This window comes from uncultured Corynebacterium sp. (genome assembly GCF_946998835.1).
Taxonomy (GTDB): Bacteria; Actinomycetota; Actinomycetes; order Mycobacteriales; family Mycobacteriaceae; genus Corynebacterium.
The window spans coordinates 40,793-67,070 of record NZ_CAMQAZ010000007.1; the positions used below are offsets into that span (position 1 = coordinate 40,793).

The window sequence follows — 26,278 nt, forward strand, 5'->3', positions numbered from 1 at the left end:
AAAGTGGTCGCTATCAATCCCAGCCGTTGACCCTCCGCCGATAAGGAGAGCGCCGATGACTGGGATTACTCATAGGGGGAGGGTCAAGAAGTATGAGTAAAAACAGGTATAACGCTGCGCAGGCTGTGCCTTTACGTGAAATCACTACAGCAGTGCTTGTTGATGGTGGCTTTTACCGCAAACGTGCGGCAACACTGTTTGGTCATAAGAACGCAGAGAATCGTGCTGATGAGCTGGTCAAATACTGCCATCGCCATATACGTGAATCGCGCGCTGGACTGTACCGAATCTTTTACTATGACTGCCCACCGTCACAACGGGTTGTTTATCACCCATTGCTCCGGCAACAAGTCAACCTTGGTAAAAGTGAACTTTTTACCTGGACCAATGACTTCTTCGCTGCATTGACTAAAAAACGAAAGGTTGCGATTAGAAGAGGAGAGCCTCTTGAAACTCAAGGTGGGTACACCCTAAAAGAGGCTCCGCTCAAGAAGCTTTGCCGTGGCGCAATCGATGTTTCACAGCTGACCGAAAATGATTTCACCCTTGATATTTCTCAGAAAGGAGTGGACATGCGAATCGGTCTCGACATCGCTTCTCTTGCTGAACAACGACATGTAAATCAAATCATCATGATTTCGGGCGACAGCGATTTCGTTCCTGCAGCCAAACATGCCCGCAGATCTGGGATAGATTTCATTCTCGACCCGATGTGGGCCCCGATTACCGAAAGCCTTAGCGAACACATTGATGGCATTCGCGAGTGCGTAAGCAAACCACCCAAAAACGAAGACGATCCTTTACACGTTAACTACACCGGAAAACAGGACCCCGAGGACGACGAAGAAGAGCTCTAGCTCCTACTGGAACTGGCTGAGGTCAATGCCTTCCAGCGGGTCGGACTCGCGGATGTCTTCCTCTGGTGGCAGCGGCACCTCACAGAGCACGACAGCCGCACCGCACGGATCCTGCACGGTTGCCAGCGGGCCGAACTCAGTGGCCTGCGGGGCGACGAGCACAGAGCCACCCAGCTCCTCAGCCTTGGCCACAGCGGTGTCGATGTTCTCCACACCGAGGTAGGCCAGCCAGCCGACGAAGCTCTTATCAGCCGCATCGGTCTGTGCGGCAACCGAGCTGGCTACCAAACCAGCGAACGGCGCGCCGTCTTCCATCGCGACTGCGAAAGTGCCGTGCTCATTCTTGTTACGCACTGCGATTTCCCAGCCAAAGAAGTTGCGGTAGAAGTCCGCGACCTGCTCAAAGGTCTCCTCCGGGCCTGCGACCAGCTCGAACCACACCGGGGTGCCTGGCTCACCCGCTGCGATGAAGGCCTGCTCTCCAGGCTGTTCCAGCAGCCCAATCAGGCCACCGGCGGGGTCGGAAATGACGGCCATCGTGGATCCGTCGACAAGCGGGGTCGGTTCCTGGAAGACCTCGGCGCCGAGCTCGCGCGCCTTTTCGACGGCACCTGCGGCGGAGTCAACATGGAAGTTCACACGCCACTGATTGACGAAAGCGTCCTCAGCGTCCTTATCGGCCTCCAGCAGCACTGACACCGGCATTCCGGACAGCATGGCGATGCGTCGACCAACGGAAGCTTCGCGGGCATCCTCATGAATCGGCGCGGTGTTGCGGTAAGCCCATCCGAGAACGCCGCGGTAGAAGCGCTCGGTCTTGCGCGGTGCAGCGGAGAGCAAATCTACGCGCAGGGGCATGCCAAATTCGGCGGGAAATGCGGGCATGAGTTACAGGTTCCTCCACTTTTCAGGATCAAAGTCATCATCGGCGGTGGCCTCATCAAAGTAGTCATCGTCGACTTCATCGGCAGTGGCCACGCGCGCCGACATACCGGCAACCGAGACAACGTCACCCGGGCGCAGCACCTTGCCACGGCGGGTGTCGACCTCACCGTTCACACTGACCTGTCCCTCAGCAATGAGTTCCTTGGCCAGACCGCCCGTTTCCACCAGGTTTGCCAACTTCAGGAATTGCCCAAGACGGATGGACTCATCTCGGATTGCGACATCGATAGGCTCCATGCCCTCAAGTGTGTCATACCGAGTGGAAATGGTTGAGTTTTGGTTCCGTTCGGGCGCTTGGAACACCTGAACTGAATGCTACGGAACAACGCTTCCGCCCCCGCTACTACCCCGCCTCCACTACCCCACAAAAGCCTCTATTTTCATTAAAACCTAGAAGCCCCTGCGCAGGCGGCGCGGCACGTCTTAACATGCTTTCCATGCCCTATTCACGGTCTCCGAAGCGTCCCCTCATCGCCAGCGAAGCGCCACCTCGGCCTCCTCTGCGCCATATTCTCGCCGCTTCGGTCGCCGTGAGTCTGCCGCTGATGACCTTGGCACTTATCTCAAACTCAGTCTCTGACCTGCTGTTTTTACCCCCTATTGGTGCCGCCATGGCGCTTATCGTCGGTGCCCCGAACCTGCCTCTGGCGCAGCCGAGAAATGTCGTACTTGGGCACCTCATCGGCTGCCTAACCGGCATTGTGGTCTCGCGCTTTTTGGGCTCCACAATCATCACTGCGGCGATTGCTGCCGGTGTTGCATTCGCGCTGATGCTCATTGCTCGGGCAGCTCACTCCCCGGCCACTGCCACCGCCATAGTCACCGTACTGTTGCCGCACAGCTCGGAGATTTTCAGCGACGTGCGACTTCTCGGCTTCGTATTCGCGTCCTCAATTATGATTGTGGTGCTGGGCATCCTTGCCAATCGACTGCGTGGCCTCCGCTATCCCACATATTGGTGGTGATGGGTGATGGGCAACTCCACAGTAAATTAAACGCCGCTAATTTCGCTCCGCTTTACGACGGCCCTGCGCCGCATACCAATAACAGATGCAGCCAGGTAGATTGCCAACAGCACTGCAAAAACCACAGTTGGAACCCATGTTTCGCTAAATAGTGTCGCCCACAGGAAAATGACTGAGAGCGCAACTTCAGCAGCAAGCTTTTTGTTTATTGGAAGCTGTAATGCATGTGTTGCCATGATCTCCAGCACGATAGCCCGGAATGCAACTGCAATTGTCAATGAGAGCACTGTCCACAGTGGACTTTGGACAACACCTGCGGCTATCCACGTCACAATGATCGCCAGCACCAAAGAGGAAATAGTGGCAGCTGACAGGCTCTTTTCTCTACGTGTTGACTGCAAAATCGGCACTGCCAACAAGCGCGACTTAGCTTCAGTCAGCAGCATCGGAAAAAGTGCGGCCAGGTAGATTGGCAGACTTTCATAGTCGGGCAACCACCACTTCATAATCCACGCGAGAATTGGGTAGGTTACGAATGCGCCGAGCATAACAACGCTAATTACATCGCGAGCTCGCAGAAATGCTGCACTCAAATCTCCCTGATACGTGCGAATCGAAGGAAGCAACGCCTGGCTCACGGAGTTCAGCACGGTCTGGAACATATTGACCAAGGAAAAAGCCAGTGCAATTTGGGCAAATACTGCAATGCCAAAAGCTACGTTTGCTCCCCACCGAGCGATACCAGCGACCAGCACCGTTGCGAAGGATGACGCCGCAATGAAAATGCCACCTGCAAATGTCAGCCAAATTTCGGAGCGGGCCTGACGCCACGGAACAGGTGTGGCAAAAATCAATGACCGTGCGACAAATATGCAGTAGCCGAGCCCTACTATTCGGGCTAGTAGATCCATCGACACGAGCACGATGACATCGGTGACGCCGACGATAATTAGACCGAACGTAGCCAAGAACAATATGGCTCGTTCAATCAGAAGCGACTTTGCGTACAGCTCCATATGATTGGCTGCTTGATACACAAAGGTAATGAAGACACGCAGGATATAGAAAACGTTACTCGTTACCGCTAATACAAAAATCAGCAGACGAGTCCTATCGTCCTCTACGGCCACGGCCACTGCTGCCAACAGTGCCATGGACATCACAATTGTTGGGATCAGGAATCGGAAATGCGAACTGATGAGCGCTGAAGGCATATCTTTGAGCGCTGTCCCGCTGTATCGCAGGTACAGGCCGTCGCCAATGCCCAGCGACACATAGCCGAGGTATGTCGCATAGAAGAGATACAGCTGCCAGTGACCATAGGATTCGACAGCTAGCAGTCGCGGAAGACCCAAAACCATCAGGCCGACTAGAGCTGTACCGCCCAGGTTTCCCAGCATCATCCACGAGACGCTGCGCCGAAGCCCAGCCCCTGCGTTTCCGGAACTCTTTGTCAATGTGATCCTACTTCTACTAGCTTCTGCGTAGCGTCTCGTTACCTAGCGTCTCGTCAATTTATCCACAAGCGTGGTGACAATCTTCCGCAAGACCTTTCCGAGGAGGGTCAGCGCGTATGCCACCATCAACTGGATGAGGGATTCACCCAAGGCGGTCAGCTTCATGCTGAGCGAAGATTTCGCGGCAGGTTCTGCAGCATGAACTGGCTCGTCAATACGAGACGGTTCACTAGTGAGAATCGGTTCCCTTACAAGGACAGGCTCTGCATCACGGAGCTGCTCAGCCTGACGGTACTCATCTTCGGCAGCCACCAAGGCTGGTTCCTCTATCGCCTCAGGCTCAAGCTCAGGCTCGGGCTCAAGCTCGAGCTCAGGCTCGGGCTCGGGCTCGTACTCTGGCAATAGCGCCGGTATTGCAGCCGGATTCTCTAGAAGCACCGGTTCAAACTCTTCGGTCGGTTCAGACTCAACCAGGGACTCAGACGAATCGACCGTTGGCTCAGGTTCGACCGTCTGTTCCGGAGCCTCTGGCTCCAACACCGGCACAGCAGTATCCAGTTTGCCAGCGGCAACAAGTTCCTCAGCGCCCTGACGATCCGCAATCTCCACATTCTCGTCCGAAGTGTCCCTGAGTTCCTCAGCGGACGGCTCCACTTCCACAGGGGCCTTGGATTCAGACCACTTCTTCTGGGCGTAAAGCACAGCCTCCAAGAAAATGACAAGAGCCACTAACCCGACAAGCACTCGAATGTTAAATGAAAGGAATGGTTCGGAGTAGGATGCCCGCGGAGTCCAGGGAATTCGCTGAACAATTAGTACCGAAATAAGTGACGGCCAAAATGGGCGGGTCAAAGAGCCCTGCAAAACCACAAAGAGAATTCCGTAAACGAGAGCACCAATTGCAACGCCAAGCATGCCCGCATCTACCCAAAGCTCAACAGGGGCTGACGACCCGAATCCCGCACCGCTAAGGTACGAATCACCCATGTAGTAATAAGAGAACGTATGCGCAAAAGAGTGCCCATGGAGGGCCTGTTCTGCCGATGACCCCTGTAGATAATCGAATCGGCCGTCGCCGTAGATTGGCCCTAGAATACGTGACTGGAAGAAAGTGATGAAAGGACCGAACGCATAGCCTCGTCCCTCAGGAATTTGCTCCAAATAGCCCTTTTCAGTCAACAGGATTGGGAGATTTCCTGTCACACCCAACTCCACCAGAGCTGCAGGGACTGCATCGCCACCCTGAACCTGGGTACCACGTGCCTCATTTACTCGAGAAATTGAGTTTATTCCAACTACTGCGAAGACCGCTACAACAGTGGCAAGCCCAGCAGAAACAAATGGATGTTGGCGAATCGCCTTCCAGTTAATCCCACGGGCCAAAAGGTAAATAACCACCGCAAGCAGCGGCAACATGACAGAATTTCGATTTCCTGTCAGGATTAAAACTGAGCGGGTTAGGAAAAACAGTACGAGCGGGAAAAAGAGATTTCGCATACGGGGCATTGTTGCCAAAAAGGCGAAGAAAGCGACTAGCGAAAACTCAGCACCATAGCTAAATATCGCTGGAGTAACTTGATTTCGCACTTGTGCATAGGCAAAGTAGCCATTCGCCCAAACATATGAAATTGCATACCATGCATTAATGAATGCAAATGGTACCGAAACATAAAAAGCATACTTTATGGCTTTTTGCGCAACAGGCTGAGCGTATCGGGGTGTTTTAGCAACTTCCTGGGTCGGCAGCTTCTTCGTACGCCAATACGAAGCTCCGTAGAATACAACGCAGTAGCTAATAATCAGCACTACGTTAAATATGAAGTAGAGTCCGAAAGAATTAATTACGTGCCCGGGATCTGTGCCGTAGGTTCCAGCTAAACCAATTTCCCCACCTTTATGGCCATAGGGAAGGTTTTTTGCGCCGAGAAACTGCACTGCAAAGACACGTCCATAAATAAATATGAAGTATCCCAACTCAAATGCCAGAAGCACACTGTGCTTGGTGCAGGCCAAAAGGGCCCACAGCATAATGGCAAAGGAGAAGTATATAGACCAATTCGCCATTGCCTCGGGCTGCTGGCTAGACCAGTAAAGAGAAATCGCCCCGGCAGCCACCAATGCAAATACGGCAATGAGTATCCGAATTACAGCTACAGTTTTTTCAACCTTCGTCGGCACACCTGCAGAACCTCGTTCTGATTCCGTGTGCGAGGCAACCTCAGTCGGCGACGAAATAGTATTGGTTGTAAGGCTAGCGCCCAGTTCAGTGCTACTCATCGTAGAAACCCTTCAGCTTCTTCGCAAAGGTCGTGAAATTTTTGGCTGCATTCCAATCCTTTTCCCACGTTTCAAATGCGCCAGCAGACAACCGTGCATAATCATCGTCACTAGTGAATAAGACGGACTCTACCGCATCGGCAATCTCGGTAACGGACGCGTTCTCAGCAACGAGTCGGCCATTTTCGCCATCATGAACGAGTTCTGCTGTACCGCCGACATCAGTTGCAATAACCGGAATAGCAGCAGCAATCGATTCCATAATGGACACCGGCACACCTTCAGAACTGGAAAGGTTTATGAAAGCAGCCACATCATTTCCTCGGTACCAAGAAAGCAAATCCGAGTTTGCAATATAGCCTGCAAAACGCACTGCCCCATGAGGGATATTTAGTGAATCAATCTCAGCACGAATCTTGTCTTCCATCGTTTTTGGACCGGCACCAAAGTGCACCCATTCAAGGTCGTGTCCTCGATTGGTCAGCTCCTTGACGACTGCCGCAACTAGCGGGAGGCGCTTTACCTCGTTGAAGGTTGAAACTGAAACCAGTCGCGCCGTATCTGGCAGCTTACGTGGTTCCACTGCATTCGCGGCTACGCCGAGATGCTCTACTGATACCCGATCTGCGTACTCGGGAAACTCCGCACGAACCACATCTGCGCCTTCTTCGGAGACTGCGTATAACTTGTCGCTGTGTTCGACGATGAAGCGCCTCTGGGGCAGGTAATTTAGCCTATTCTGCTCGGGTAGCACGTCATACCGGTGAGCACGAGTAATCATGCGAGTAGTGTCAGACCACTGGGCGTCGACAAGCAAACCTGCAAGGAATGCGGTCACATACATCCGATATGCATAGACCGCCACTTTCTCGGAACCAAGTTCAGCGCGAAGCTTTGGCTCGATCTGGCTCCAGAGCTGATTCGAACGAGCTGTAAAGTATGCATCAAATGCGAGTGCCGCTGGGTTCCAACGCATATCCTTGAGGGGCGAAAGTTGTCGCTTCAGCAGCATTTTCGGAAGCCAAGCCAGCGTGTACTTCAGCTTCGCCATCTTCCCGGTCGGGAGAGCCGAAGTAATAACGACTGTATCGGGGCCGGTATCAAATGAGCGCTTCATGCCCTTTTCGTACATCACGGGCACAATAACAATCTTAGAAAACTGCTGTTGCAGATACGGGAATTCAGACTCCAGGTACTCTTCACCTCGGTGATAAGGGAAGAAGTTTGTAAACATCACCAACGTCGACTCATCGTGCGAATCTTCTGACGATGACTGCTTGCTGCTGGTTTTAGCTGCTGAGTCTGAATTGATGCCCGATCGACGAAGCACCTTATCCACGCTCGAGAGCAAGATTTTAAAGTCATTGAGCAAACTCAAATTTTGTACGTACTCGATGTCAGTTCGGTACCGTTGGTCCAAGTTTGCAGAATTTCGGTAGCGGGCCTGCGCTAGACCAGTAACGCCTGGCCGTACGGTGAACTTTTCAAAGTACCACTCCGGATATGTGTCAACATTTCCAGTTGGCGAAGGCCGCGGCCCGACTAGTGACATGTCACCTTTGAACACGTTCCACAGCTGTGGCAGTTCGTCGATACTGGTGCTGCGGAGGAACTTTCCAACACGAGTAACACGAGAGTCGTTATCAGAGTTGAAGGTAGAACCATCAGCGTTGCGAATATCCGGAGCATTGACCTTCATCGTCCGGAACTTGAGCATGTCGAATTGCTGCATGCCACGCCCCAGTCGCCGCGATCGATAAAAGATAGGACCGCCATCGTCCGCCTTAATCGCAACAGCGACGGGCACACCAACTAGCGCGACCACTGGCAGGGCTAGACCCGATGCCACCAAATCAAATAGGCGCTTTCCGCCGGCAGTCAATTTGCGCATGAAGATTCCTTTGTCTGATAGAAGATTGGATTTAACTCAACTGTTGGATAAGTTCGAGGCCGCGAGAAGTCGATTCCGAATATCGGTGACACCCGAAACAAAGTCATATGCCGGTTGATACTTCAGTACCTCTACTGCCCGTGTGAGATCCATAAGACTTGGAATTGAGGTGTCAGCCCATTCATCGACGATCGTGGGCTCAGGGATATTAAATACCTCGCTGACAATCTGCGCGATTTCGAAATTTGAAACCGCCGCACCGGAACCAATATTAAAAGAACCTTCGACGTTATCCATCGGCTGATTCTCATCGCCCAATGCCAGCGCAATCGCCTCTGCTGCATCAGCTACGTACGTCATATCACGACGTTTCTCACTTGGGGGGCAAACCTTTAGCGGTTTCCCCTCCGCAGCTGTTTTAAGAAAAGTATTAATCATGTGAGGCGTATTTTCGAAAGCACCGTAGAGGTGGCCAAAACGCAGGGAAACGACCCTCGTCTTGCCTTCTCGCGCATGAATAGAGCCCAGTTGTTCAATCGCAAGTTTCGCAATGCCATACGAATTGCGTGGCGTACCCGTATGATCTTCACTCCATGGGAGTGTCAATGCCGGGTCATATACTGAAATAGATGATGCGAGTACGCAGGTCTGGACACCAGCTGCTTCGCAGCCACGAATAATGTTGTCGGCTGTCGTTATGTCGGCAACAAAATTCTCAATTGGTTCCTGGCCGCCCCGGCGAGCTGCAAGGTGCACAACCGCGTCCACGTCTGCGAGCAGGCCGTTGAAGCTATCAGAGCCATACACCGCAGGGACTACGCGGCAGCCAGCAACTTCGCCACTGTATGAACGAGACACCCCAAGAACCTGGTGCCCGCGAGATGTCAACACTGCTGCGGCTTCGGCACCTAGGAGGCCGGTAATTCCCGTGATTAAGACTCGCATCGTGTGTTCCTGCCTGCCAGTTTCTTGCCCTGATTAACTGACAGGGTCAAAGCGAATTTCATAACCTATCTTGTCAAAACGGCCATTAACTGGTCGAATATTCTGGCCTTCTTGGTAGTACCGAAAACCGGCGACTGGCTGATTCTCCGAGTTAGCAGTCGAGTCGACTTCCGCATAATGTTCCGGATATTCAGCGGGCGTATTCGGCTGCTGGCAGAGAAACTCCAAGGTAGCAGGATGAATCTGCAGCTCGTCGGGAAACTCTGGTTGCTCACCAAAAACAAGGTGGCGCAAAGTGATTTTCATCAAGTCCACGGATGTCGAGTAAGAGAGCAAGTGCCACATATGGCAACCATCAAGTCGGGGCGTAATTTCGATGATTCGTACATCCCCCTGGTCAATCTTGACCTGCGCATACACCGGACCATTCACAATGCCTAAGCGATCAGCAAATTTAGTAATACTCTCATGCAACCGCGCCGTAATGTTTGCATCGCCGCTGTATCGAGACGGAACGGTATGAGCACGAATAAGGCCGGTATATTGTGGCCACGTGACACGGTCGCTGACTACGAGGAATTTAATCTCGCCATTGACTAGGTAGCCATTGACTGAGACTTCTGTGCCTCCAATGTACTCTTCGACAATTGCACTGCTTGTCCGAGAAAAACTTGCTGCTTCAGCTGCCGCTGCAGGAATTTGCTTCTCATCATCGATGAGCTGAATTCCCCGCTGCCCTTGCGCGTCCGCAGGTTTAACAATCCACGGTCCAGAACCCGGTGCTACCACCGTCGGCTCGTTTGGCTTACCGTTGCCATCTTTTTCTTGGTCAGCAAAAGAACAGTGCGAGAAGCCGACGGCCCCGGGAAGATTTTGCGTGCGCTCACGCATTGCAATCTTGTTATTACAAGTAAGTGCCGTCTCTTTGCTCACAAAGTGAGGTAGCCCGAACTCTTCTGAAAGAGCCATCGACACAGGCATGGCTAAATCTGATCCGGTGGAATAGACCACATCAATCTTTTGGGAATTAAGAAGCTCCCGCATCTTGGCGAGATCCATAAAGTTCGCTTCCACAAACTTATCAGCAGACTCAGCTGCCGGCCCATCAGCGGCCTGCGCCGCTACCAGCACTTTGACGCCCATCTCCTGTGCCGCCAATACTGCATCATTCTGTACCGCGGCAGCGCCGAGAATCAATAGGGTTTTATCACTAGCGCAGGTGTTGGTCATGCTCCTACCGCTTTCCTCGATGCATCAAAGACATCAATGACAGTTTGGACATCTTCATCCGAGAGCTTTGTGTGCAAGGGGAACGAAATAACGCGGTCCGACAATGCTGCTGCATTCGGAAAATCACTGAGCTTAAAGCCCAAGTTTTTATATGCAGTCAGTGCTGGTAGCGGCTTGTAATGAACATTTGCTGCTACGCCACGTTTTGCCATCTCATCGATGATCTGATTTCGTTTATCACTTTCCGCTGGCGGCAGGACCGCCAAGAAGAGGTGGCAACTTGAAGCTTCTGGATAGCTATCGTGGTGCAGAAAATCTACGCCGTGTTCCTTCAATGCTTCGGCATAGCGTTGTGTTATCTCACGGCGCCGAGCGAGCGTCTCATCGTAACGCTGAAGCTGTGACAGCCCCAGCGCCGCAAGCACATCGGGCATGTTCGCCTTGTGACCGGCGAATTCGATGTCATATTCCCAGCCACCGAGCTTCGTTTTTGCAAGCGCATCCTTTGACTGCCCGTGGAGAATGCTGACGCGGAGATCGCGGTAGATTTTGGCGTTATCCAATCCAGGAATATCCCGCCAGAGTACGGCGCCGCCTTCCGCTGTTGTCAGATTCTTAACTGCGTGGAAGGAAACCGAACAGAAATCAGCATTAGCACCGATACCCAACCCCCTTGGGAGTTTTGCGCCAAGCGAATGGGCCGCATCACTAATTACTGCAATTCGTCCGAGAGCCTCTTGCACGCTATTGCTTGGCGAAAACTTCTTTTCAGCACTTTCACCAGCAGCAAACTTTTCCAGGGCTGAAACTAACTGGCCGTGGTCATAGATGACGCCACCGAGATCGACAGTGACAATTGCCTTTGTTTTCGGAGTGACTTTCTCCAAGATGGCATCGACACTTGGGGTGAAACTGTCTGGAGCGTTGTCCACCATCACAATATCCGCACCGACGTGCAGCGCTGCAGAAGCCGTTGCCGTATAGGTGTACGCAGGAACAATAACTTCATCACCAGGGCCAATCCCCAGGAATCGGAAAATGGTTTCTTCAGCGGTGGTTGCAGAACTTGTCAGAAGCGCACCTGCGGCATCTGTGTAAGATGCAAGCTCCTTTTCAAATTGAGCACCAACTGGACCAGTTGTAATCCATCCACTCTTCAAAACGTCAACGACAGCCTGGATGTCCTCTTCGCGAATATCTGGTGGAGAGAAAGGAATGCTCATTAGTTATCTCCGGCTTCTTCAACTACTGAATTCGATGAACTGCCGTGCTCAGCAAGCCAGCGGCGAGCTGCGTCGTGATCATGGGTGCAGGAGCCAATCTGCGGGTCCATCTCCTCCGCCTCGACACGGACCTCAGTGATTAATGGGTGACGGTCACCAATCTTGGGATCTTCGGTGTCATCAACCAGGTCTTCAGAAATCTTTTCACCGTCACGAAGACCGGTGTAGACGATTTCAACGTCTGCATCGTAAAGCTTGATGAGGTTCTTTGCCAGCTCAGCAATCTTGACCGGCTTACCCATCTCAAGCACCAGAGTCTCACCGGACTCAGCGATGACCGTAGCCTGCAGAACAAGCTGCGAAGCCTCCGGAATAGTCATGAAGTAGCGCTGGACATCACGGTGGGTCACCGTGACCGGGCCGCCCTCCTTAATCTGGCGCTGGAAAGTCGTAATGACCGAGCCACGCGATCCAAACACATTGCCAAAGCGGACAGATGCCCAAACGCCGTCATGGATTTGTCCCATGTGTGCGGTCAAACGCTCAGCAGCACGCTTGGACTCACCGAGAATCGAAGCCGGATTCGCTGCCTTATCTGTGGAGATATTGATAACAGTCGAAACGTTGGCCGCAGCAGATGCCTCCAACACATTCTGCGTACCAATAACATTGGTCTGTACTGCTTCAGCTGGGTAGCTCTCCAGCAGCGGCAGGTGCTTCAAAGCCGCAGCGTGGTAGACCACATCGGGCTTGCGTTCCGTGAAAATCTGCTTCAGCATTTCCGCATCACGGATATCGGCCAGAACGGTATCGGAGCCGTCGAGAAGCGCAGTGCCCTTCAGAGATAGCTGCGTGGCGTGCAGACCCCCCTCATCGCGATCAAGCATGATGAGTTCTGCTGGCCCGAAGCGATGTACCTGGCGGCAGATTTCGGAGCCGATAGACCCACCGGCGCCAGTGACCAAAACCTTCTTGCCCTGAATGATGGAAGCGACCTTGGACTCGTCCAAGTGCAACGGCTGGCGGCCGATAAGGTCAGCGATGTTAATTTCGCGCACCTGTGAAGCGGCAATGGCGCCGCGGTGGCGCTCATACTCCTCCACGGGAGGCAGGATGAGCAGACGCAGCGAGGCTTCCTCACAGATGTGATTGAGGACGTTGATGTACTCGGTAGACAGCGGCTCATCGGTAGCGATGATGACTGACTGAGCCATAGTGCGCGATGCGGCTTCACCCAGCTGGTCAATACCGCGAATCACACGCAAACCATGCATACGGGAAATATGGTTCTTGCCACTCTTGTCAGGATCCACGATTCCGACGACGTGGAAGCGGTTTTCGCGAGAAATACCGGAATCCGCGAGACTGTTGATGAAGAACTTGGCTCGTCGACCGGCACCGAGAATAATCAAGCGGTTTGCCGTCTGTTTGGAACCGAAGTTGTTGCTGATCCAGCGGGCGAGAGTACGAGTGTAGATACCCGCCAACGTGGCGGCACAGGCACCTGCGAAAGGTGCATGCCACGGAATAACTGGGTCAGTCTTAAAAACCTGGTCAAGAGCCAGCAGAGCAATGGCACCGCTGACATTCATGGTCAGCAGGACAATGTCTTCTGTTCGACTTCCAGGCCATACGCGCTGCGGGTTAGTGTATTCGCCGAGGAGAAGGCCCAACAGGACAATCACCACAACTGCGACGCCAATAACGATGAAATTGGCACCGGATATCTGAGAGATAGATATCAGCTGACCGCGGAAAATGCCATTTGCTGCAGATAGCGCAACTAACCAAGCTAGGACGTCAAATACGCACCAGGCGAGCTGCCTCCAGTCTCTGATAAACAATTCATGCCTCTTACTGCTGGCTAGATTTTCAAATTTTTCAAAAGGGTAATAAAACCCTGAGAATTAACATGATATTCAACCTGAACTATATTCACGTTTCCAGTGGAACGCCCCCCCTACCGCGGGGGTAGTTGATTCATTTACCTTTTACATTTAATAGGTTCTTCGTGTGTATTTATACTGAACCTTTAAACGCTCTTTTGCGCCTTCGCCGATGCGCAACCCCCATGCCAAACAAACCTCTAAAAGTGGCGTGTTCCGGGCTAGAGCGGTAAACGCACTTAACACCTAGGTAAGTTTTTGCCTAGGCGTCCCGTAAGGCATTCAAATAATCACTGATAAAAGGGTTACACTTTCCACATGGGCAAAACCTCGACCAGTCGGATACGCGCTTTCATTATCCGAAAGCCATTCCTCTCAGCACTGATTACTGCAGTCACCGTATTAGCAGTCATCTGTGTGCTGTTTGCTGCCCTGATGCTGGCCCAGACCCGAGTGGGGCAGTCCCCCACCAGCGCGAATGAATCAACCAAACAGCAAAAGACACTGCTAATTCTCGGCATCGATAGCCCAGATTCTTCCATGGTTGGACACCGCTCGGATGTCATCATGCTAATGCGTATGCGCGAGAATCCACCCTGGATTGATCTTGTCTCCATTCCGCGAGACTCCCTGGTGGACTTGCCCGAATGCGCTGGCTCTAACGCCACCAAGAACACCGGCGAGCAGGACAAGCTGAATTCCGCCTTTTCCTACGGGACGGTCGCTGACGCCAATAACCTAGGGGCAGTCCAGGCAGGCATGGACTGTGCGGCCAAGACCATTACCGCCGCATCGGGGATTCCCATCGATGGCACCATCGCCACAACTTTTAAGGGCGCTGCCGACATCATTGACAGCCTCGAGGGAGCAGACCTGCCTGTTGATAGTGACGGCCGTATTGTCCGCGATAGTGCCAATACTCAGCACTTCAACGGCCAAAGCGTGGTCACGCAGATTCGTACTCGCAAGACCGAAGCAGGCGGCAGTGACCTCTCACGCATTAACCACCAGCAAGAGATTCTGGGTGCCCTACTGGACTACTACCGCAACGAAGGAATCATCGACAGTAGTGGCACAGTGAACTCAGTGAGAGAGTTCAAGGCCCTCCTTACATCCGTGACCAACGGAACGGCCACCACCCTCAGTTTTAATGAAGTCCGCAATCTGGTACAACGCGCCGCGTCCACGCCCGTATCCACCGCGACACTGCCAACAAGGGCTGCCAGCGATGGCATCAATGTGGCCTGGACCGCACAGACCGCACAGTTCTGGGAAGCCTACGCCAGCGGCGTAGACCTCCCCAAGTAATCAGTTCCCAGATAGGTAACTGTTTTTACATCCTGATTGGCGCATCCTCCGGCTCCACTGCGCGGGGCAGATTGGACTCACCCATCAGGTAACGGTCAACAGCCTCGGCACATGCGCGGCCTTCGGCGATAGCCCACACAATCAGACTGGCACCGCGGCCATTGTCGCCGGCCACGAACACCGGACCGTCGAAGTTTTGCTCGATATCGTTGCGCACGGCGAGGTAGTCGTCGTCACGCATCATCACGCCGCGATCATTGAACTCAATGCCCAGCTCGTGCGGCAGACCACCGCGCTCTGGGCCGGAGAAGCCAAGGGCGATGAGAACCAGATCGGCATCCAGTTCGAAGTCCGTATCCTCCATGGGCACGCGCTTTCCATCGATGACCTCAACTTCGTTAGCGGAAAGGCCGGTCACGTGACCGTCTTCGCCGTGGAAGGAGACGGTGTTGACGTTGAAGACGCGCTTGCCCAGGGTCTCGCCGGTGACACGGGCATTGAGGCCGAGTGCCTCGGTGACCTCCGGTGGCTCAGAGCCGGTGATAGTGTACTCGCCCTCTTCATGAGCAGTTGCCACACGCCAGACCAGCGGGTACATCGGCCACGGGGTCGATGCCGCACGGGACTTCGGAGCACGCGGGCGGATATCGAACTGCGTGACGGACGCAGCGCCCTGACGCAGCGCAGTACCGAAGCAGTCGATACCCGTGTCGCCGCCGCCGATGACGACGACCTTCTTGCCTTTGGCATCAATTGGCGGGGTGTCGAGCTCGCCTACGGCAACGCGGTTGGCACCCGGCAGGTACTCCATAGCCTGATAGATACCCTGAAGGTCACGACCATCGACAGGTAGGTCACGGGCAAGTGACGCACCGGTAGCTAGAACAACCGCGTCGAATTCGGCCAGCTCAGCGGCGGTCGGTGAGACGTTGGTGCGGAACTCGGTGCCCTCAATCTCCATCTGCTCGAGACGACGATCGAGGAAGCGCTGCTCCATCTTGTAATCCGGTACGCCGTAGCGCATCAGACCACCGATCTTGTCATCGCGCTCGAAGACCGTGACATCGTGCCCGGCGCGAGTGAGCTGCTGCGCAGCCGCAAGGCCCGCCGGACCGGAGCCGATGACAGCGATGTGCTGGCCGGTGTCGAAAGTCGGGACGATTGGCTGCACCCAACCCTCGTCGAAACCGCGCTCGACGATAGTCAACTCAATGTTCTTAATAGTCACGGCATCGTCGTTGATGCCGAGCACACAACCGCCCTCACACGGCGCCGGGCACAGGCGGCCGGTCCACTCGGGGAAGTTGTTGGTAGCGTGCAGGCGCTCAAAAGCCTCGTGCCAGCGGTTCTGGCGAACTAGGTCATTCCACTCCGGAATAATGTTGCCCAGCGGGCAGGCTGAGTGGCAGAACGGCACGCCACAGTCCATACAGCGGGAGGCCTGCTGCTGCAGCTGCCCTTTGTCCTGCTCCTCATAGACCTCTTTCCAGTCCATCAGGCGCAGCGGAACCGGGCGATGAGCAGGCTCTTCGCGCTGGAATTTCATAAAACCCTTCGGATCAGCCATTGCTTACTGCCTCCATGATTGCCTCGTCGATATCGGCGTCGTTGTCCTTTGCCTTCGCGACTACGTCGAGAATTCGGGCGTAATCACGCGGCATGATCTTGATGAACTGTGCGGATGGGAACCGAGTCTTGGAACCCGTGAGCTTGCGGTGCTTCGACAGCGTGGCCTCCAGCCAGCTGATGTCCTCATCACCCAGCGGCATGATGTCGACCAGCTCGGTGTTGATGTTTGCCCGCGTTGCCTCGGTATCCAGCAGGTAGGCGATGCCGCCACTCATGCCGGCACCGAAGTTGTGGCCGACCGGCCCTGCCACCACGACGCGGCCACCAGTCATGTACTCACAACCGTGGTTACCGATGCCCTCGACTACGGCCGTCGCGCCGGAGTTACGCACGCAGAAGCGCTCACCAACGGTACCGCGAACGAAAATCTCACCGCTGGTGGCGCCGAAACCGATGACGTTACCGGCGATGGTGTCGGTAGCCAGATCCGCCGTCGGTGGGGCCGAACGCGAAGGTCGGACCACAATTTTACCACCACACAGGCCCTTGCCCACGAAGTCGTTGGCATCGCCCTCCAGCTTGATGGTCACACCGGCGGGAAGAAACGCACCCAGCGAGTTACCGGCGGAACCGAGCAGGTTGACGACGATGGAATCGTCGGCAAGCCCCTGCTTCCCTGCGACCTTGGTGACTTCGTATCCCAGCCGCGTGCCCACGGAACGGTTCACATTGCTGATGGCGTGGTGCAGCGCCACGGGTGTCGGCGCCAACCCGTTCGCACGTGCCGTGCGCAATGCAGGCTGCGCTTCGTCGATGAGGCGCTCGTCCAACGCACCCTCGAGGCCGTGGTCCTGCGCTTTGGTGCAGTAGGAATCCTGGTCCGCAAAGAAGGGGCTCTCAGCAACGTGCAGGATTCGCTCCAGGTCTAGCTTTGCGACGCGCGGAAGGTTGTCCAGATCCTTGCGCGGACGCAGGCACTCGGCATGCCCGACCGCTTCATCGATAGTGCGGAAGCCTAGCTCAGCGAGGTATTCACGGACCTGCTGGGCGATGAAGGTGAAGAAGTTGACCACGTGCTCGGCACGGCCGGTGAACTTGCTCCGCAACTTCGGGTTCTGGGTGGCAATACCGACTGGGCAGGTATCCAGGTGGCAGACGCGCATCATGACGCAGCCCTCCACCACCAGCGGAGCGGTGGCGAAACCGAACTCCTCTGCGCCGAGCAGCATCGCGACCACGACATCGCGGCCGGTCTTGAGCTGGCCGTCGCACTGCACGCGGATGCGGTCGCGCAGACCGTTGAGCATCAGGGTCTGCTGAGTCTCAGCGAGCCCCAGCTCCCACGGACCACCGGCATGCTTTAGGCTGGTCAGCGGCGAAGCGCCGGTGCCGCCATCGTGGCCGGAGATCAACACGACGTCGGCATGCGCCTTCGAAACACCAGCGGCGACGGTACCCACGCCCTGCTCGGAGACGAGCTTGACGTGAATGCGGGCGCGCGGATTGGCGTTCTTGAGATCGTAAATGAGCTGCGCCAAATCCTCGATTGAGTAGATGTCGTGGTGTGGCGGCGGCGAAATCAGGCCCACGCCCGGGGTGGTGATGCGGACTTCCGCAATCCACGGGTAGATCTTGTTCGGTGGCAGCTGGCCACCTTCGCCGGGCTTTGCGCCTTGGGCCATCTTGATCTGGATGTCGGTGCAGTTGGACAGGTAGTGGCTGGTCACGCCGAAGCGACCCGATGCGACCTGCTTGATGGCAGAGCGCTTCCAGTCGCCGTTGGCCTCCATCTCGAAGCGGTCCGGGTCCTCGCCGCCCTCGCCGGAGTTGGACATGCCACCCAGGCGGTTCATGGCGATAGCCAGCGTCTCGTGCGCCTCCGCGGAGATGGAACCGTAGCTCATCGCACCGGTGGAGAAACGCTTGACGATGCTGGAGACCGGCTCGACCTCCTCAATGTCGATCGGTTCGCGGTCCGAGGCGAACTCGAGCATGCCACGCAGAGTAGCCAGCTGCTTCGTCTGCTCATCGACCTTGTTGGTGTAGTCGCGGAACACCGCATACTGACCAGTGCGGGTCGCATGCTGCAGCGTGTAGATGGTCTCCGGGTTGAACAGGTGATACTCGCCCTCGCGACGCCACTTGTACTCACCGCCGAGATCCAGCTCGCGGTGCGCCTGCTCCTCCGGACGCGGCAGGAATGCGCTGCGGTGGCGAGCGGCGACATCTTCTGCGACCTCGTCGAGGCCAATTCCCTCCAGTGGGGAAACAGCGCCGGTGAAGTACTCGTCCAGGAACTCCTGCGACAAACCGACGGTGTCAGCCAGTTGAGCACCGCGGTAGGACTGCAGCGAAGCGATGCCCATCTTAGACATGACCTTCAGCACGCCCTTGGAGGCTGCCTTGCAGTAATTCGAGCAGGCCTGATCCAGTGTCAGCTCACCGAGCTGATCCTTCATGCGCAGCTCATCGATGGTTTCGAAAGCCATGTACGGGTTGATGGCATCGGCGCCAAAGCCCAGGAGCATGGCCATGTGGTGCACCTCGCGGGCATCACCAGCCTCAATGATGAGGCTGGCGCGCGTGCGAGTGCGCTCCTCCACCAGGTGATGGTGAACCGCGGAGGTCAAAAGCAGCGACGGGATGGGCGCAAAACGCTCATTGGACTCGCGGTCAGACAGCACAATCAGACGGGCACCGCGGTCGATGGCCTCAGAGACCTCACGGCGGACCCGGCGGATAGCGTTGCGCATGCCACGGCCGCCACGGGCGACCGGGTACAGGCCAGAGATGACCTCTGCACGGAACTCGGAGTACTCCTCATTCTTGCCTGCACGGCACAGGGTGACAAAGTCGTGGTTATCCAGGATTGGGTGCTCAAGCCGGATGCGACGGGCGGCATCAGCGGTGGGCTCCAGGATGTTGGTCTCCGCACCCAGCAACGTATTCATACTGGTAATGGACTTTTCGCGCAGGGAGTCCAACGGCGGGTTGGTCACCTGTGCGAACCGCTGTGAGAAGAAGTCGAACAGCATGCGAGGGCGGTTGGATAGAGCCGCAATCGGTGTATCCGAGCCCATCGAACCCAAACCTTCCGCGCCGGTGAGAGCCATCGGGCGGATGATGAGGTCAACGTCCTCCTCGGTGATACCGAAGACGCGCTGGCGCAACACCGCGCGAGCATGCGGCATGTACTGGTAGCGCTCTCGTGGCAGATCAGTGATGTCGACCAGACCCTCTTTGACCCATTCCTCGTACGGACCAGTGGCGGCCAGTGTGGATTTAATCTCCTTGTCCTCAATGATTCGACCGGCCTTCATGTCGACCAAGAACATCCGGCCTGGCTGCACGCGAGTTCGCTGCACAATTTGCTCCGGTGGGATGTTCAGGACACCGGCCTCGGAAGCCATGACCACCAGGCCCTCGTCGGTAACCCAGATGCGCCCCGGGCGCAGGCCATTGCGGTCCAGGGTGGCACCGATGACCTGGCCGTCGGTAAAGCAGATGGCGGCAGGGCCATCCCACGGCTCCATCAGGCAAGTGTGGTACTCGTAGAAGGCGCGGACCTCGGGGCTGAGGTTATCGTCATGCTCCCAGGCCTGCGGAACCATCATCATGACCGCATGCGGGAGACTGCGACCACCGAGATGTAGCAGCTCCAGGGCCTCGTCGAAACGCGCGGTGTCGGAACCGTTGGGGTCGCACACCGGCAGCGCGCGGTCGATATTGCCCAGCTTGCCAGAGCGAATCAGCGACTCGCGGGCGCGCATCCAGTTCTCGTTGCCGCGCACGGTGTTGATTTCACCGTTGTGGGCGACGTAGCGGTACGGGTGCGCCAGTGGCCAGGACGGGAAAGTGTTGGTGGAAAAGCGCGAGTGCACGATAGCCAGCGCAGAGGTGACTTCCTTCTGCTGCAGGTCAAGGTAGAAATCCTTCAACTGCGGGGTGGTCAGCATGCCCTTGTAGACGATTGTGCGACTGGACAGCGACGGGAAGTACACAGTGTCGCCACCGGAGCCCTCGCCAGCCCCCTGTTCACCAAGCTCGCGCTCGCAGCGCTTGCGCAGGAAGAACATCTTGCGGTCGAGGTCAATGTCGCTGAGCTGACGGCCCTCGTAGTTCTTCGCGGTGACGAAGAGCTGACGCAGCACCGGCATGGCCTGACGAGCCATCTGCCCAAGCCCCTCAGCGTTGATTGGCACATCGCGCCATGCCAGGATCTCAATGCCCTCTTCAGCGCAGATGTCCTCGATGGCGCGAATGGCGTCGAGAGTGGCCATGCGCGATTGCGGCAGGAATGCGATACCGGTGGCATAAGTGCCGGCCGGCGGCAGAATGATGCCTTCCTTGCTCAGCTCAGCACGGTAATAGGCATCCGGCACCTGAATGAGAATGCCGGCACCGTCGCCGGTGGTCTTCTCAGCGCCAGCAGCACCGCGGTGGTCGAGGTTGACCAGCGCCTGGATACCCTTTTCCACAATGTCGTGGGTCTGGCGACCGTAAATGTCGGCAACAAAGGCCACGCCACACGCATCGTGCTCGTTTGCCGGGTGATAGAGGCCTTCCCTCTGGTGACCACGAGGCAATGTGGTCGTTGTTTCGTTCAGCGTCATGGCTGTCTCGGCTGTCATAGCTGTTTTCCCCTTATAGGTGCAATGTGCCAATTGGGGGACACGGGTTATCTATATTTCCAACTGCTTTAACAATGCACTTTCATCTAGGCGTATCGCAATACGTAATTAGGGATTTAGCCATAGTTGCCCACCCCCGAAGGAGCTAGGTTGACAGTGCCATTCGATAAAAACCGGGCTTTTACTACCGGTTTTAACTTCAACTCCCCCTAATCGAGCTACCACCCCCGCAAACTGTGCACAAATGTTCGATTTACTTACCCGAATCCGCCAGCGTCCCATCCGCCTTCGCCGCTATGGTTAGCTCCATGCTCGCCAACTGTCGCCCCCACTCGCCCCTACACGGCATTGCCCTCCTCGCCGGCAGCGTCCTCGTCGGCGCTGCGACAATCCTCAGCGGTTGCACAACCCCCACTCCCCTCACCTCAGAGAGCCAGTCACACAGCCCCGCCCCGGCACCGACACCTGCATTCACGCCGGAACCCGTGGAGCCCGCGCCCGAGGTCTCCGAAGTCCCCGAGGTCCCCGAAGCGCCAGAACTGCTGCCTATCGACGGCATCCGCAGCGCCCTCACCCAGCTGGAAATAAAGGGGCGTGCGCCAAAAACTGGCTACTCGCGCGACCAGTTTGGGCAGCGCTGGAGCGATGATGTCTCGGCGGAGTTCGGGCATAACGGTTGCGACACGCGGAATGACATTTTGAATCGTGACCTTATTAATAAGGAGTACAAACCAAATACTCGCGATTGCGTCGTACTTTCGGGGCAATTGCTGGACCCCTACACCGGAGCGACGATTGAGTTCCAGCGCGGCCGCGACACCTCTTCGGCAGTACAGATTGACCATGTCGTGGCTTTAAGCGATGCCTGGCAGAAAGGCGCCCAGCAACTCCCGCCGGAGGTTCGACAGGACTTCGCCAATGACCCCCTCAACCTCCTGGCGGTCGACGGCCCAGCCAATCAACAAAAACGGGATAGCGATGCCGCATCATGGCTGCCCGCCAACAAACCATTTCGCTGTCAGTACGTCGCCCGCCAGGTAGCGGTTAAGCGGAAGTACAACCTGTGGGTCACCCAAGCAGAGCATGATGCCATGGACCGCTGGCTCTCCACCTGCACACCAGAAGACGAGCCGGCACTCGCCGCATTAACCCCTAATTAGGGCAGACCTTCCCAGCAGCCACCATGATCCCTTTTCCGGCCAAGCGGCAGGGAGCGCGCCACTATATGACTACACATCCGTAACCCATTCCTCCCCGGCAGCCGACACCTTTCCATTCCTAGGAGATTTCCTGGCCCCTAATTTTTGGGGGCGAGCAACATTCACTCCCTCATCGACAATCAACACGATCCAGGCGAAAACTTCGAGCCCTACAGCGTCGGAGGTACCAATGTCGAGGTTTATTTTCGACACCACTCCGTTATCATTTCGTTACACTTGGCCCTCTTGGCTGTTTATCGCCGCCTGGTAACACTGTATCCTTTGGCTCACACTCGGCAGGTCGTCAGTCGTAAGGCAGTGCGCACATAATTTGCGCATTATTTCGATTTCTTTGTGAAAACTATTTTTTAGCGAGGCTATGCTCTGTTAGAGTTTCATTGTTACAAAAGGGCACTATCGTGGCAGATGTTTTTCATGTGACCGATGTTGCGTAGTGTTGCTAATTTCGATAGTTCATCATTTTGGAGGATTCCCACTCATGGCAGCTGAAATGAAGGCTCCGCAAGTACCGCGAGGTCTCCAAATCAAGGCTCTTTTCCAATCGGTTGCACCTCTCATGCGCACCGGCGCCCTACACATGACGCCGAAGCAAGCCCCAAAGATGCTCGATTACCTGCGTCGCTTGAAGTTCTCCGTCGCCAGCCTGATTTCGATGGGCGCGTTGCGCTACCCAGATCGCCTGGCCCTAGTAGATGATGACGGCGAACTGACCTACACCCAGCTGCTGGACAACGCCCACGCATTGGCCCGCGCCATGATGGATCGCGGCATGACTGAAAAGTCCAGCTTCGGTGTCATCGCCCGCAACGGTCGCGGCATCATTCTGCCGATGGCCATTAAGGCATTTATCGGCTCGGAAATCATGCTGATGAACATCGGTTCCGGCCCGACTCAGATTCGTGGCGTTATCGACCAGAACAAGGCAAAGTTCCTCTTTGTCGATGATGAATTCCTGGACAATCTGCCAGAGGATATCGACGACGTCACGGTCGTGGTTACCTCTATCACCAATCCGGAAACTCGGAAGAACGCGCGCAAGAACTTCCTGTTCATGGAAGACCTCATCGAGGAAGGCCGCACGTCGACCACTCAGTTCGACCCCAAGCCGGACCAGGGTCGCATTATCATCATGTCCTCCGGCACCACCGGCATCCCGAAGGGTGTCCTGCGCAATGAGCCAAAGACCCCGGCCACGCTGGGCGCCATCGCCGACCGCATTCCGTGGCGCCGCAACATGGTCATCCATCAGTCCGCATCCATGTTCCACGCCTGGGGCTGGGCAAATGTGCTGATTGGCCTGGCCACCGGTTCGACCATCGTCACCATGCGTGTCTTCGACCCACAGAAGGCCGTCGACCAGTGCGAAAAGTACGGTTGCAACGGCATGATTTCCGCGGCCTTCTTCCTGCGCCAGATCAAGGACGTCCTGGATGAGCAGCCGAACCGCAAGATTGGTCCGTTCCACTTCATCGTCTCATCCGGTAACGCAATCCCAGCCTGGTTGGTGTCGTCGCTAACCCACCGCTTTGGTCCAGTGGTCTGCAACTTCTACGGCTCCACCGAGGCCGGCCTATGCTCTATTGCCTCCGGCACTGACCTTGCAGCCCGACCGGATTCCGCAGGTCGCCCGGCAATCGGCGCGAAGGTCCGCATTTTGGGCGATGACGGCCGCGAGGTGGAACCGGGTGAAATCGGCATGATTCACACCGCCCAGGAAATTTCCTTCATCGGCTACCTGAATAAGAAGGACAAGTTCACTACCGTCGACGGCCTCTACCAGATCGGTGACCTCGGTCGTATCGACCAGGACGGTTACCTATATATCTGCGGCCGCTCCGACGACATGGTAATCAAGGGCGGCGAGAACATCTTCCCGCGCGAAGTCGAAGAAATCCTGGGCCCGGTGCCGGGCATTGCTGATGTCTTCTGCCATGGCTCCAACGAGAACGATGAAATTTTCGCTGACCTCTTCCTCTACGTTGTCCGGGAAGACAATGAGGCAGGCAAGAATCTCAGCGAAGAGATGCTCCGCGACTACGTTCGCGAGACCCTGGCCGAGCACTCCACACCGGACCGCGTCTTCTTCGTCGACTCCCTGCCACGCAACGCCATCGGCAAGGTGGTCCCGCGTGAGGTCAAGGCAATGCACGAGCGCCTCAACCTCGACGCTCGGTAGGAAGCGCTTACACGCCTAGGCGCGTGGGCGCACCTGAATCTCATCCACGTTGGCATCCGCGCCGGTATCAACGGCCAGACGTACTGCGGCTGCGATCGATTCCGGCCGCATGAACTTCGTGCCGTCGTAACGCCAATCCGCATCATCCCGGTGCCAATTCGACTGCAGCTGAACCTGCATATCGGTATCGACGCGCCCGGGGTGCACCGAGCTGACGCGGACCGCGCCACGCTCTTCCTCGCGCAGCGCATCGGTGAAAGCACGCAGCGCGAACTTCGATGCAGCATACGGCGAAGTACCAGCTGACGCGCGGAATCCCGAGCCCGAATTGATAGTGACCAACGTGCCCTCCGCCTTGCGCAGCGCCGGCAGCAGCTGGCGCGTCAGGTCGGCGACGGCGACGACGTTGACATCCAAGATTCGCGACCAGTCCGCACGCGAAACCTCTGCCACATCCCCATCGACGTACACGCCCGCCGAGTGCACGAGCACGTCCAGCCCGCGCTCGCCGAGCACCTCCAGCAACTTTGCCACTTCCGCGTCGACGGTGTCGGCATCACCCAGGTCAGCAACAAATACGCTTGCCGACGGCAGCTGCGACGCCACCTTCTCGGCAGACTCAGCACTGGTAGCGCCCACAATGACGTGGTGATCGCGGGAGAGATCCCTAGCCACTGCCAGGCCGATACCACGGCTTGCGCCAGTGACCAGGGCAATCCTTCTATCAGCGGCGATATCGATGCTCATGTACAGCTCCTTTTGTTTACTTCTTCGGCTTGGCTCCGCCCACCTGGTCGATGGGAGTGACCTGCAGGAAGTCGATGTTGACGTGGCTCGGGCGGGTAGCTGCAAACACAATGATGTCGGCAATGTCATCGGCGGTCAGCGACTCAACACCGTCGTAGACCGCTGCGGCCTTGGTCTCGTCGCCGTCGAAACGCACGAGTGAGAAGTCAGTGTGGACGCGACCCGGGTCGATTTCGGTGACGCGCACGCCGTCGGCGGCAACCTCTTGACGCAGGACTTCCACCAGAGCGCGCTCCGCGTGCTTGGCGGCGTTGTAGCCGGCACCACCGGTGTAGACCTGACGGCCCGCAATCGAGCCAACGGTGAGCACAATGCCACTGGCGGCCTTCAGCGCGGGCAGCAACGCGCGGGTAACGCGCAGTGTGCCCAGCACGTTGACGTCGTACATCCAGCGCCACTTCTCCTCGACAGCGCCTTCCACCGACTCCATTCCCCAGGCGCCACCGGCGTTGTTAACCAGCACGTCGACGCGCGGTTCGGCCTTCGCCAACGCCGCGACATCCTCGTCAGAGGTGACATCGACCTTGTAGACCGCCGCTTCACCACCGGCTGCGCGAATCTCCTCCGCGACAGCCTCTAGCTTGTCCTCACGGCGGGCTCCCAGCACAACGCGGAAGCCTTCGGCTGCGAACTGCTTGGCAGTAGCTGCACCAATGCCGGAGGAAGCACCGGTAACTACAGCTACTTTCTTGCCATTAGTTGAAGTTTCAGAAGTCATGAGGGCTCATCTCCTTGCTGCATGCGTCTACTGATATTCCCGACTGTAGTCATACGCCACCCTCCCCCGCTGGAGACTGCGGATGCTTCACACCTGATGTTCCACGTGAAACGTATTTAAAACTGTTGAGGAATTTTTCCGATTCACCCCATGCATCGCCACGAAAACCGCGA

General features: G+C 56.2%; 18 protein-coding genes. 5 read left to right on the plus strand and 13 right to left on the minus strand.

The window, feature by feature from the left end; all coding sequences use genetic code 11:
- Positions 1-92: 92 nt before the first annotated feature.
- The gene (locus Q0U90_RS03870) at positions 93-857 is read left to right on the plus strand and encodes an NYN domain-containing protein (protein ID WP_297451896.1); all 765 of its coding nucleotides are present in this window, start codon (positions 93-95) and stop codon (positions 855-857) included.
- A gap of 3 nt (positions 858-860) precedes the next feature.
- Here the strand turns inward: Q0U90_RS03870 and Q0U90_RS03875 are convergent, their stop codons facing one another.
- Both Q0U90_RS03875 and Q0U90_RS03880 read right to left on the minus strand, forming a co-directional pair.
- Complete coding sequence (locus Q0U90_RS03875; protein WP_297451898.1) at positions 861-1,742, minus strand: VOC family protein; 882 nt, start codon at positions 1,740-1,742, stop codon at positions 861-863.
- A 3-nt stretch (positions 1,743-1,745) separates the two neighbouring features.
- Positions 1,746-2,039 (minus strand): RNA-binding S4 domain-containing protein, encoded by a 294-nt coding sequence (locus Q0U90_RS03880; RefSeq protein WP_005510922.1) that lies wholly within the window; start codon positions 2,037-2,039, stop codon positions 1,746-1,748.
- 200 nt (positions 2,040-2,239) lie between these two features.
- On the opposite strand from Q0U90_RS03880, the gene Q0U90_RS03885 reads away from it, so the two are divergent.
- Positions 2,240-2,767 carry an HPP family protein gene (locus Q0U90_RS03885; RefSeq protein WP_297451906.1) on the plus strand — a complete coding sequence of 176 codons (528 nt, stop codon included), beginning with the start codon at positions 2,240-2,242 and terminating at the stop codon, positions 2,765-2,767.
- Positions 2,768-2,793: 26 nt separating this feature from the next.
- On the opposite strand, the gene Q0U90_RS03890 is transcribed toward Q0U90_RS03885, so the two are convergent.
- The 7 genes from Q0U90_RS03890 to Q0U90_RS03920 all read right to left on the minus strand — a co-directional run bounded on the left by Q0U90_RS03890 (position 2,794) and on the right by Q0U90_RS03920 (position 13,634).
- Complete coding sequence (locus Q0U90_RS03890) at positions 2,794-4,170, minus strand: hypothetical protein (protein WP_297451908.1); 1,377 nt, start codon at positions 4,168-4,170, stop codon at positions 2,794-2,796.
- 96 nt (positions 4,171-4,266) lie between these two features.
- Entirely contained in the window at positions 4,267-6,501 is a 2,235-nt protein-coding gene (locus Q0U90_RS03895; RefSeq protein WP_297451910.1) for an O-antigen polysaccharide polymerase Wzy family protein, read from the minus strand.
- On the minus strand, positions 6,494-8,392 hold the full coding sequence (locus tag Q0U90_RS03900; protein ID WP_297451912.1) for a sugar transferase: 1,899 nt from the start codon (positions 8,390-8,392) through the stop codon (positions 6,494-6,496). Before Q0U90_RS03900 ends, Q0U90_RS03895 begins: the two co-directional genes overlap by 8 nt.
- A 36-nt stretch (positions 8,393-8,428) precedes the next feature.
- The gene (locus Q0U90_RS03905) at positions 8,429-9,337 is read right to left on the minus strand and encodes an NAD(P)-dependent oxidoreductase (protein WP_297451914.1); all 909 of its coding nucleotides are present in this window, start codon (positions 9,335-9,337) and stop codon (positions 8,429-8,431) included.
- Between the two features lie 33 nt (positions 9,338-9,370).
- Positions 9,371-10,567, minus strand: coding sequence for an ATP-grasp domain-containing protein (locus Q0U90_RS03910; RefSeq protein WP_297451917.1), 1,197 nt, complete (start codon positions 10,565-10,567; stop codon positions 9,371-9,373).
- Positions 10,564-11,790 (minus strand): DegT/DnrJ/EryC1/StrS aminotransferase family protein, encoded by a 1,227-nt coding sequence (locus tag Q0U90_RS03915; RefSeq protein ID WP_297451918.1) that lies wholly within the window; start codon positions 11,788-11,790, stop codon positions 10,564-10,566. Before Q0U90_RS03915 ends, Q0U90_RS03910 begins: the two co-directional genes overlap by 4 nt.
- Complete coding sequence (locus Q0U90_RS03920; protein ID WP_297451920.1) at positions 11,790-13,634, minus strand: polysaccharide biosynthesis protein; 1,845 nt, start codon at positions 13,632-13,634, stop codon at positions 11,790-11,792. Before Q0U90_RS03920 ends, Q0U90_RS03915 begins: the two co-directional genes overlap by 1 nt.
- A gap of 360 nt (positions 13,635-13,994) precedes the next feature.
- Between Q0U90_RS03920 and Q0U90_RS03925 the strand changes: the two genes are divergently transcribed.
- Entirely contained in the window at positions 13,995-14,984 is a 990-nt protein-coding gene (locus tag Q0U90_RS03925) for an LCP family protein (RefSeq protein ID WP_297451922.1), read from the plus strand.
- A 25-nt stretch (positions 14,985-15,009) separates the two neighbouring features.
- Here the strand turns inward: Q0U90_RS03925 and Q0U90_RS03930 are convergent, their stop codons facing one another.
- Positions 15,010-16,551 (minus strand): glutamate synthase subunit beta, encoded by a 1,542-nt coding sequence (locus Q0U90_RS03930; RefSeq protein WP_297451924.1) that lies wholly within the window; start codon positions 16,549-16,551, stop codon positions 15,010-15,012.
- Entirely contained in the window at positions 16,544-21,166 is a 4,623-nt protein-coding gene (gene gltB, locus Q0U90_RS03935; RefSeq protein ID WP_297452003.1) for a glutamate synthase large subunit, read from the minus strand. The genes Q0U90_RS03930 and gltB overlap by 8 nt, the downstream gene beginning before the upstream one ends.
- A gap of 326 nt (positions 21,167-21,492) precedes the next feature.
- Between gltB and Q0U90_RS03940 the strand changes: the two genes are divergently transcribed.
- Complete coding sequence (locus Q0U90_RS03940; RefSeq protein ID WP_297451926.1) at positions 21,493-22,344, plus strand: DUF1524 domain-containing protein; 852 nt, start codon at positions 21,493-21,495, stop codon at positions 22,342-22,344.
- Between the two features lie 538 nt (positions 22,345-22,882).
- Positions 22,883-24,580 carry an AMP-binding protein gene (locus Q0U90_RS03945; RefSeq protein WP_297451928.1) on the plus strand — a complete coding sequence of 566 codons (1,698 nt, stop codon included), beginning with the start codon at positions 22,883-22,885 and terminating at the stop codon, positions 24,578-24,580.
- 15 nt (positions 24,581-24,595) lie between these two features.
- Here the strand turns inward: Q0U90_RS03945 and Q0U90_RS03950 are convergent, their stop codons facing one another.
- Together Q0U90_RS03950 and Q0U90_RS03955 are read right to left on the minus strand one after the other, a co-directional pair.
- Positions 24,596-25,327: an SDR family oxidoreductase gene (locus Q0U90_RS03950; RefSeq protein WP_297451930.1), complete on the minus strand. Its 732-nt coding sequence runs from the start codon at positions 25,325-25,327 to the stop codon at positions 24,596-24,598.
- 16 nt (positions 25,328-25,343) lie between these two features.
- Positions 25,344-26,105 carry an SDR family oxidoreductase gene (locus tag Q0U90_RS03955; protein ID WP_297451932.1) on the minus strand — a complete coding sequence of 254 codons (762 nt, stop codon included), beginning with the start codon at positions 26,103-26,105 and terminating at the stop codon, positions 25,344-25,346.
- Positions 26,106-26,278: the final 173 nt, after the last annotated feature.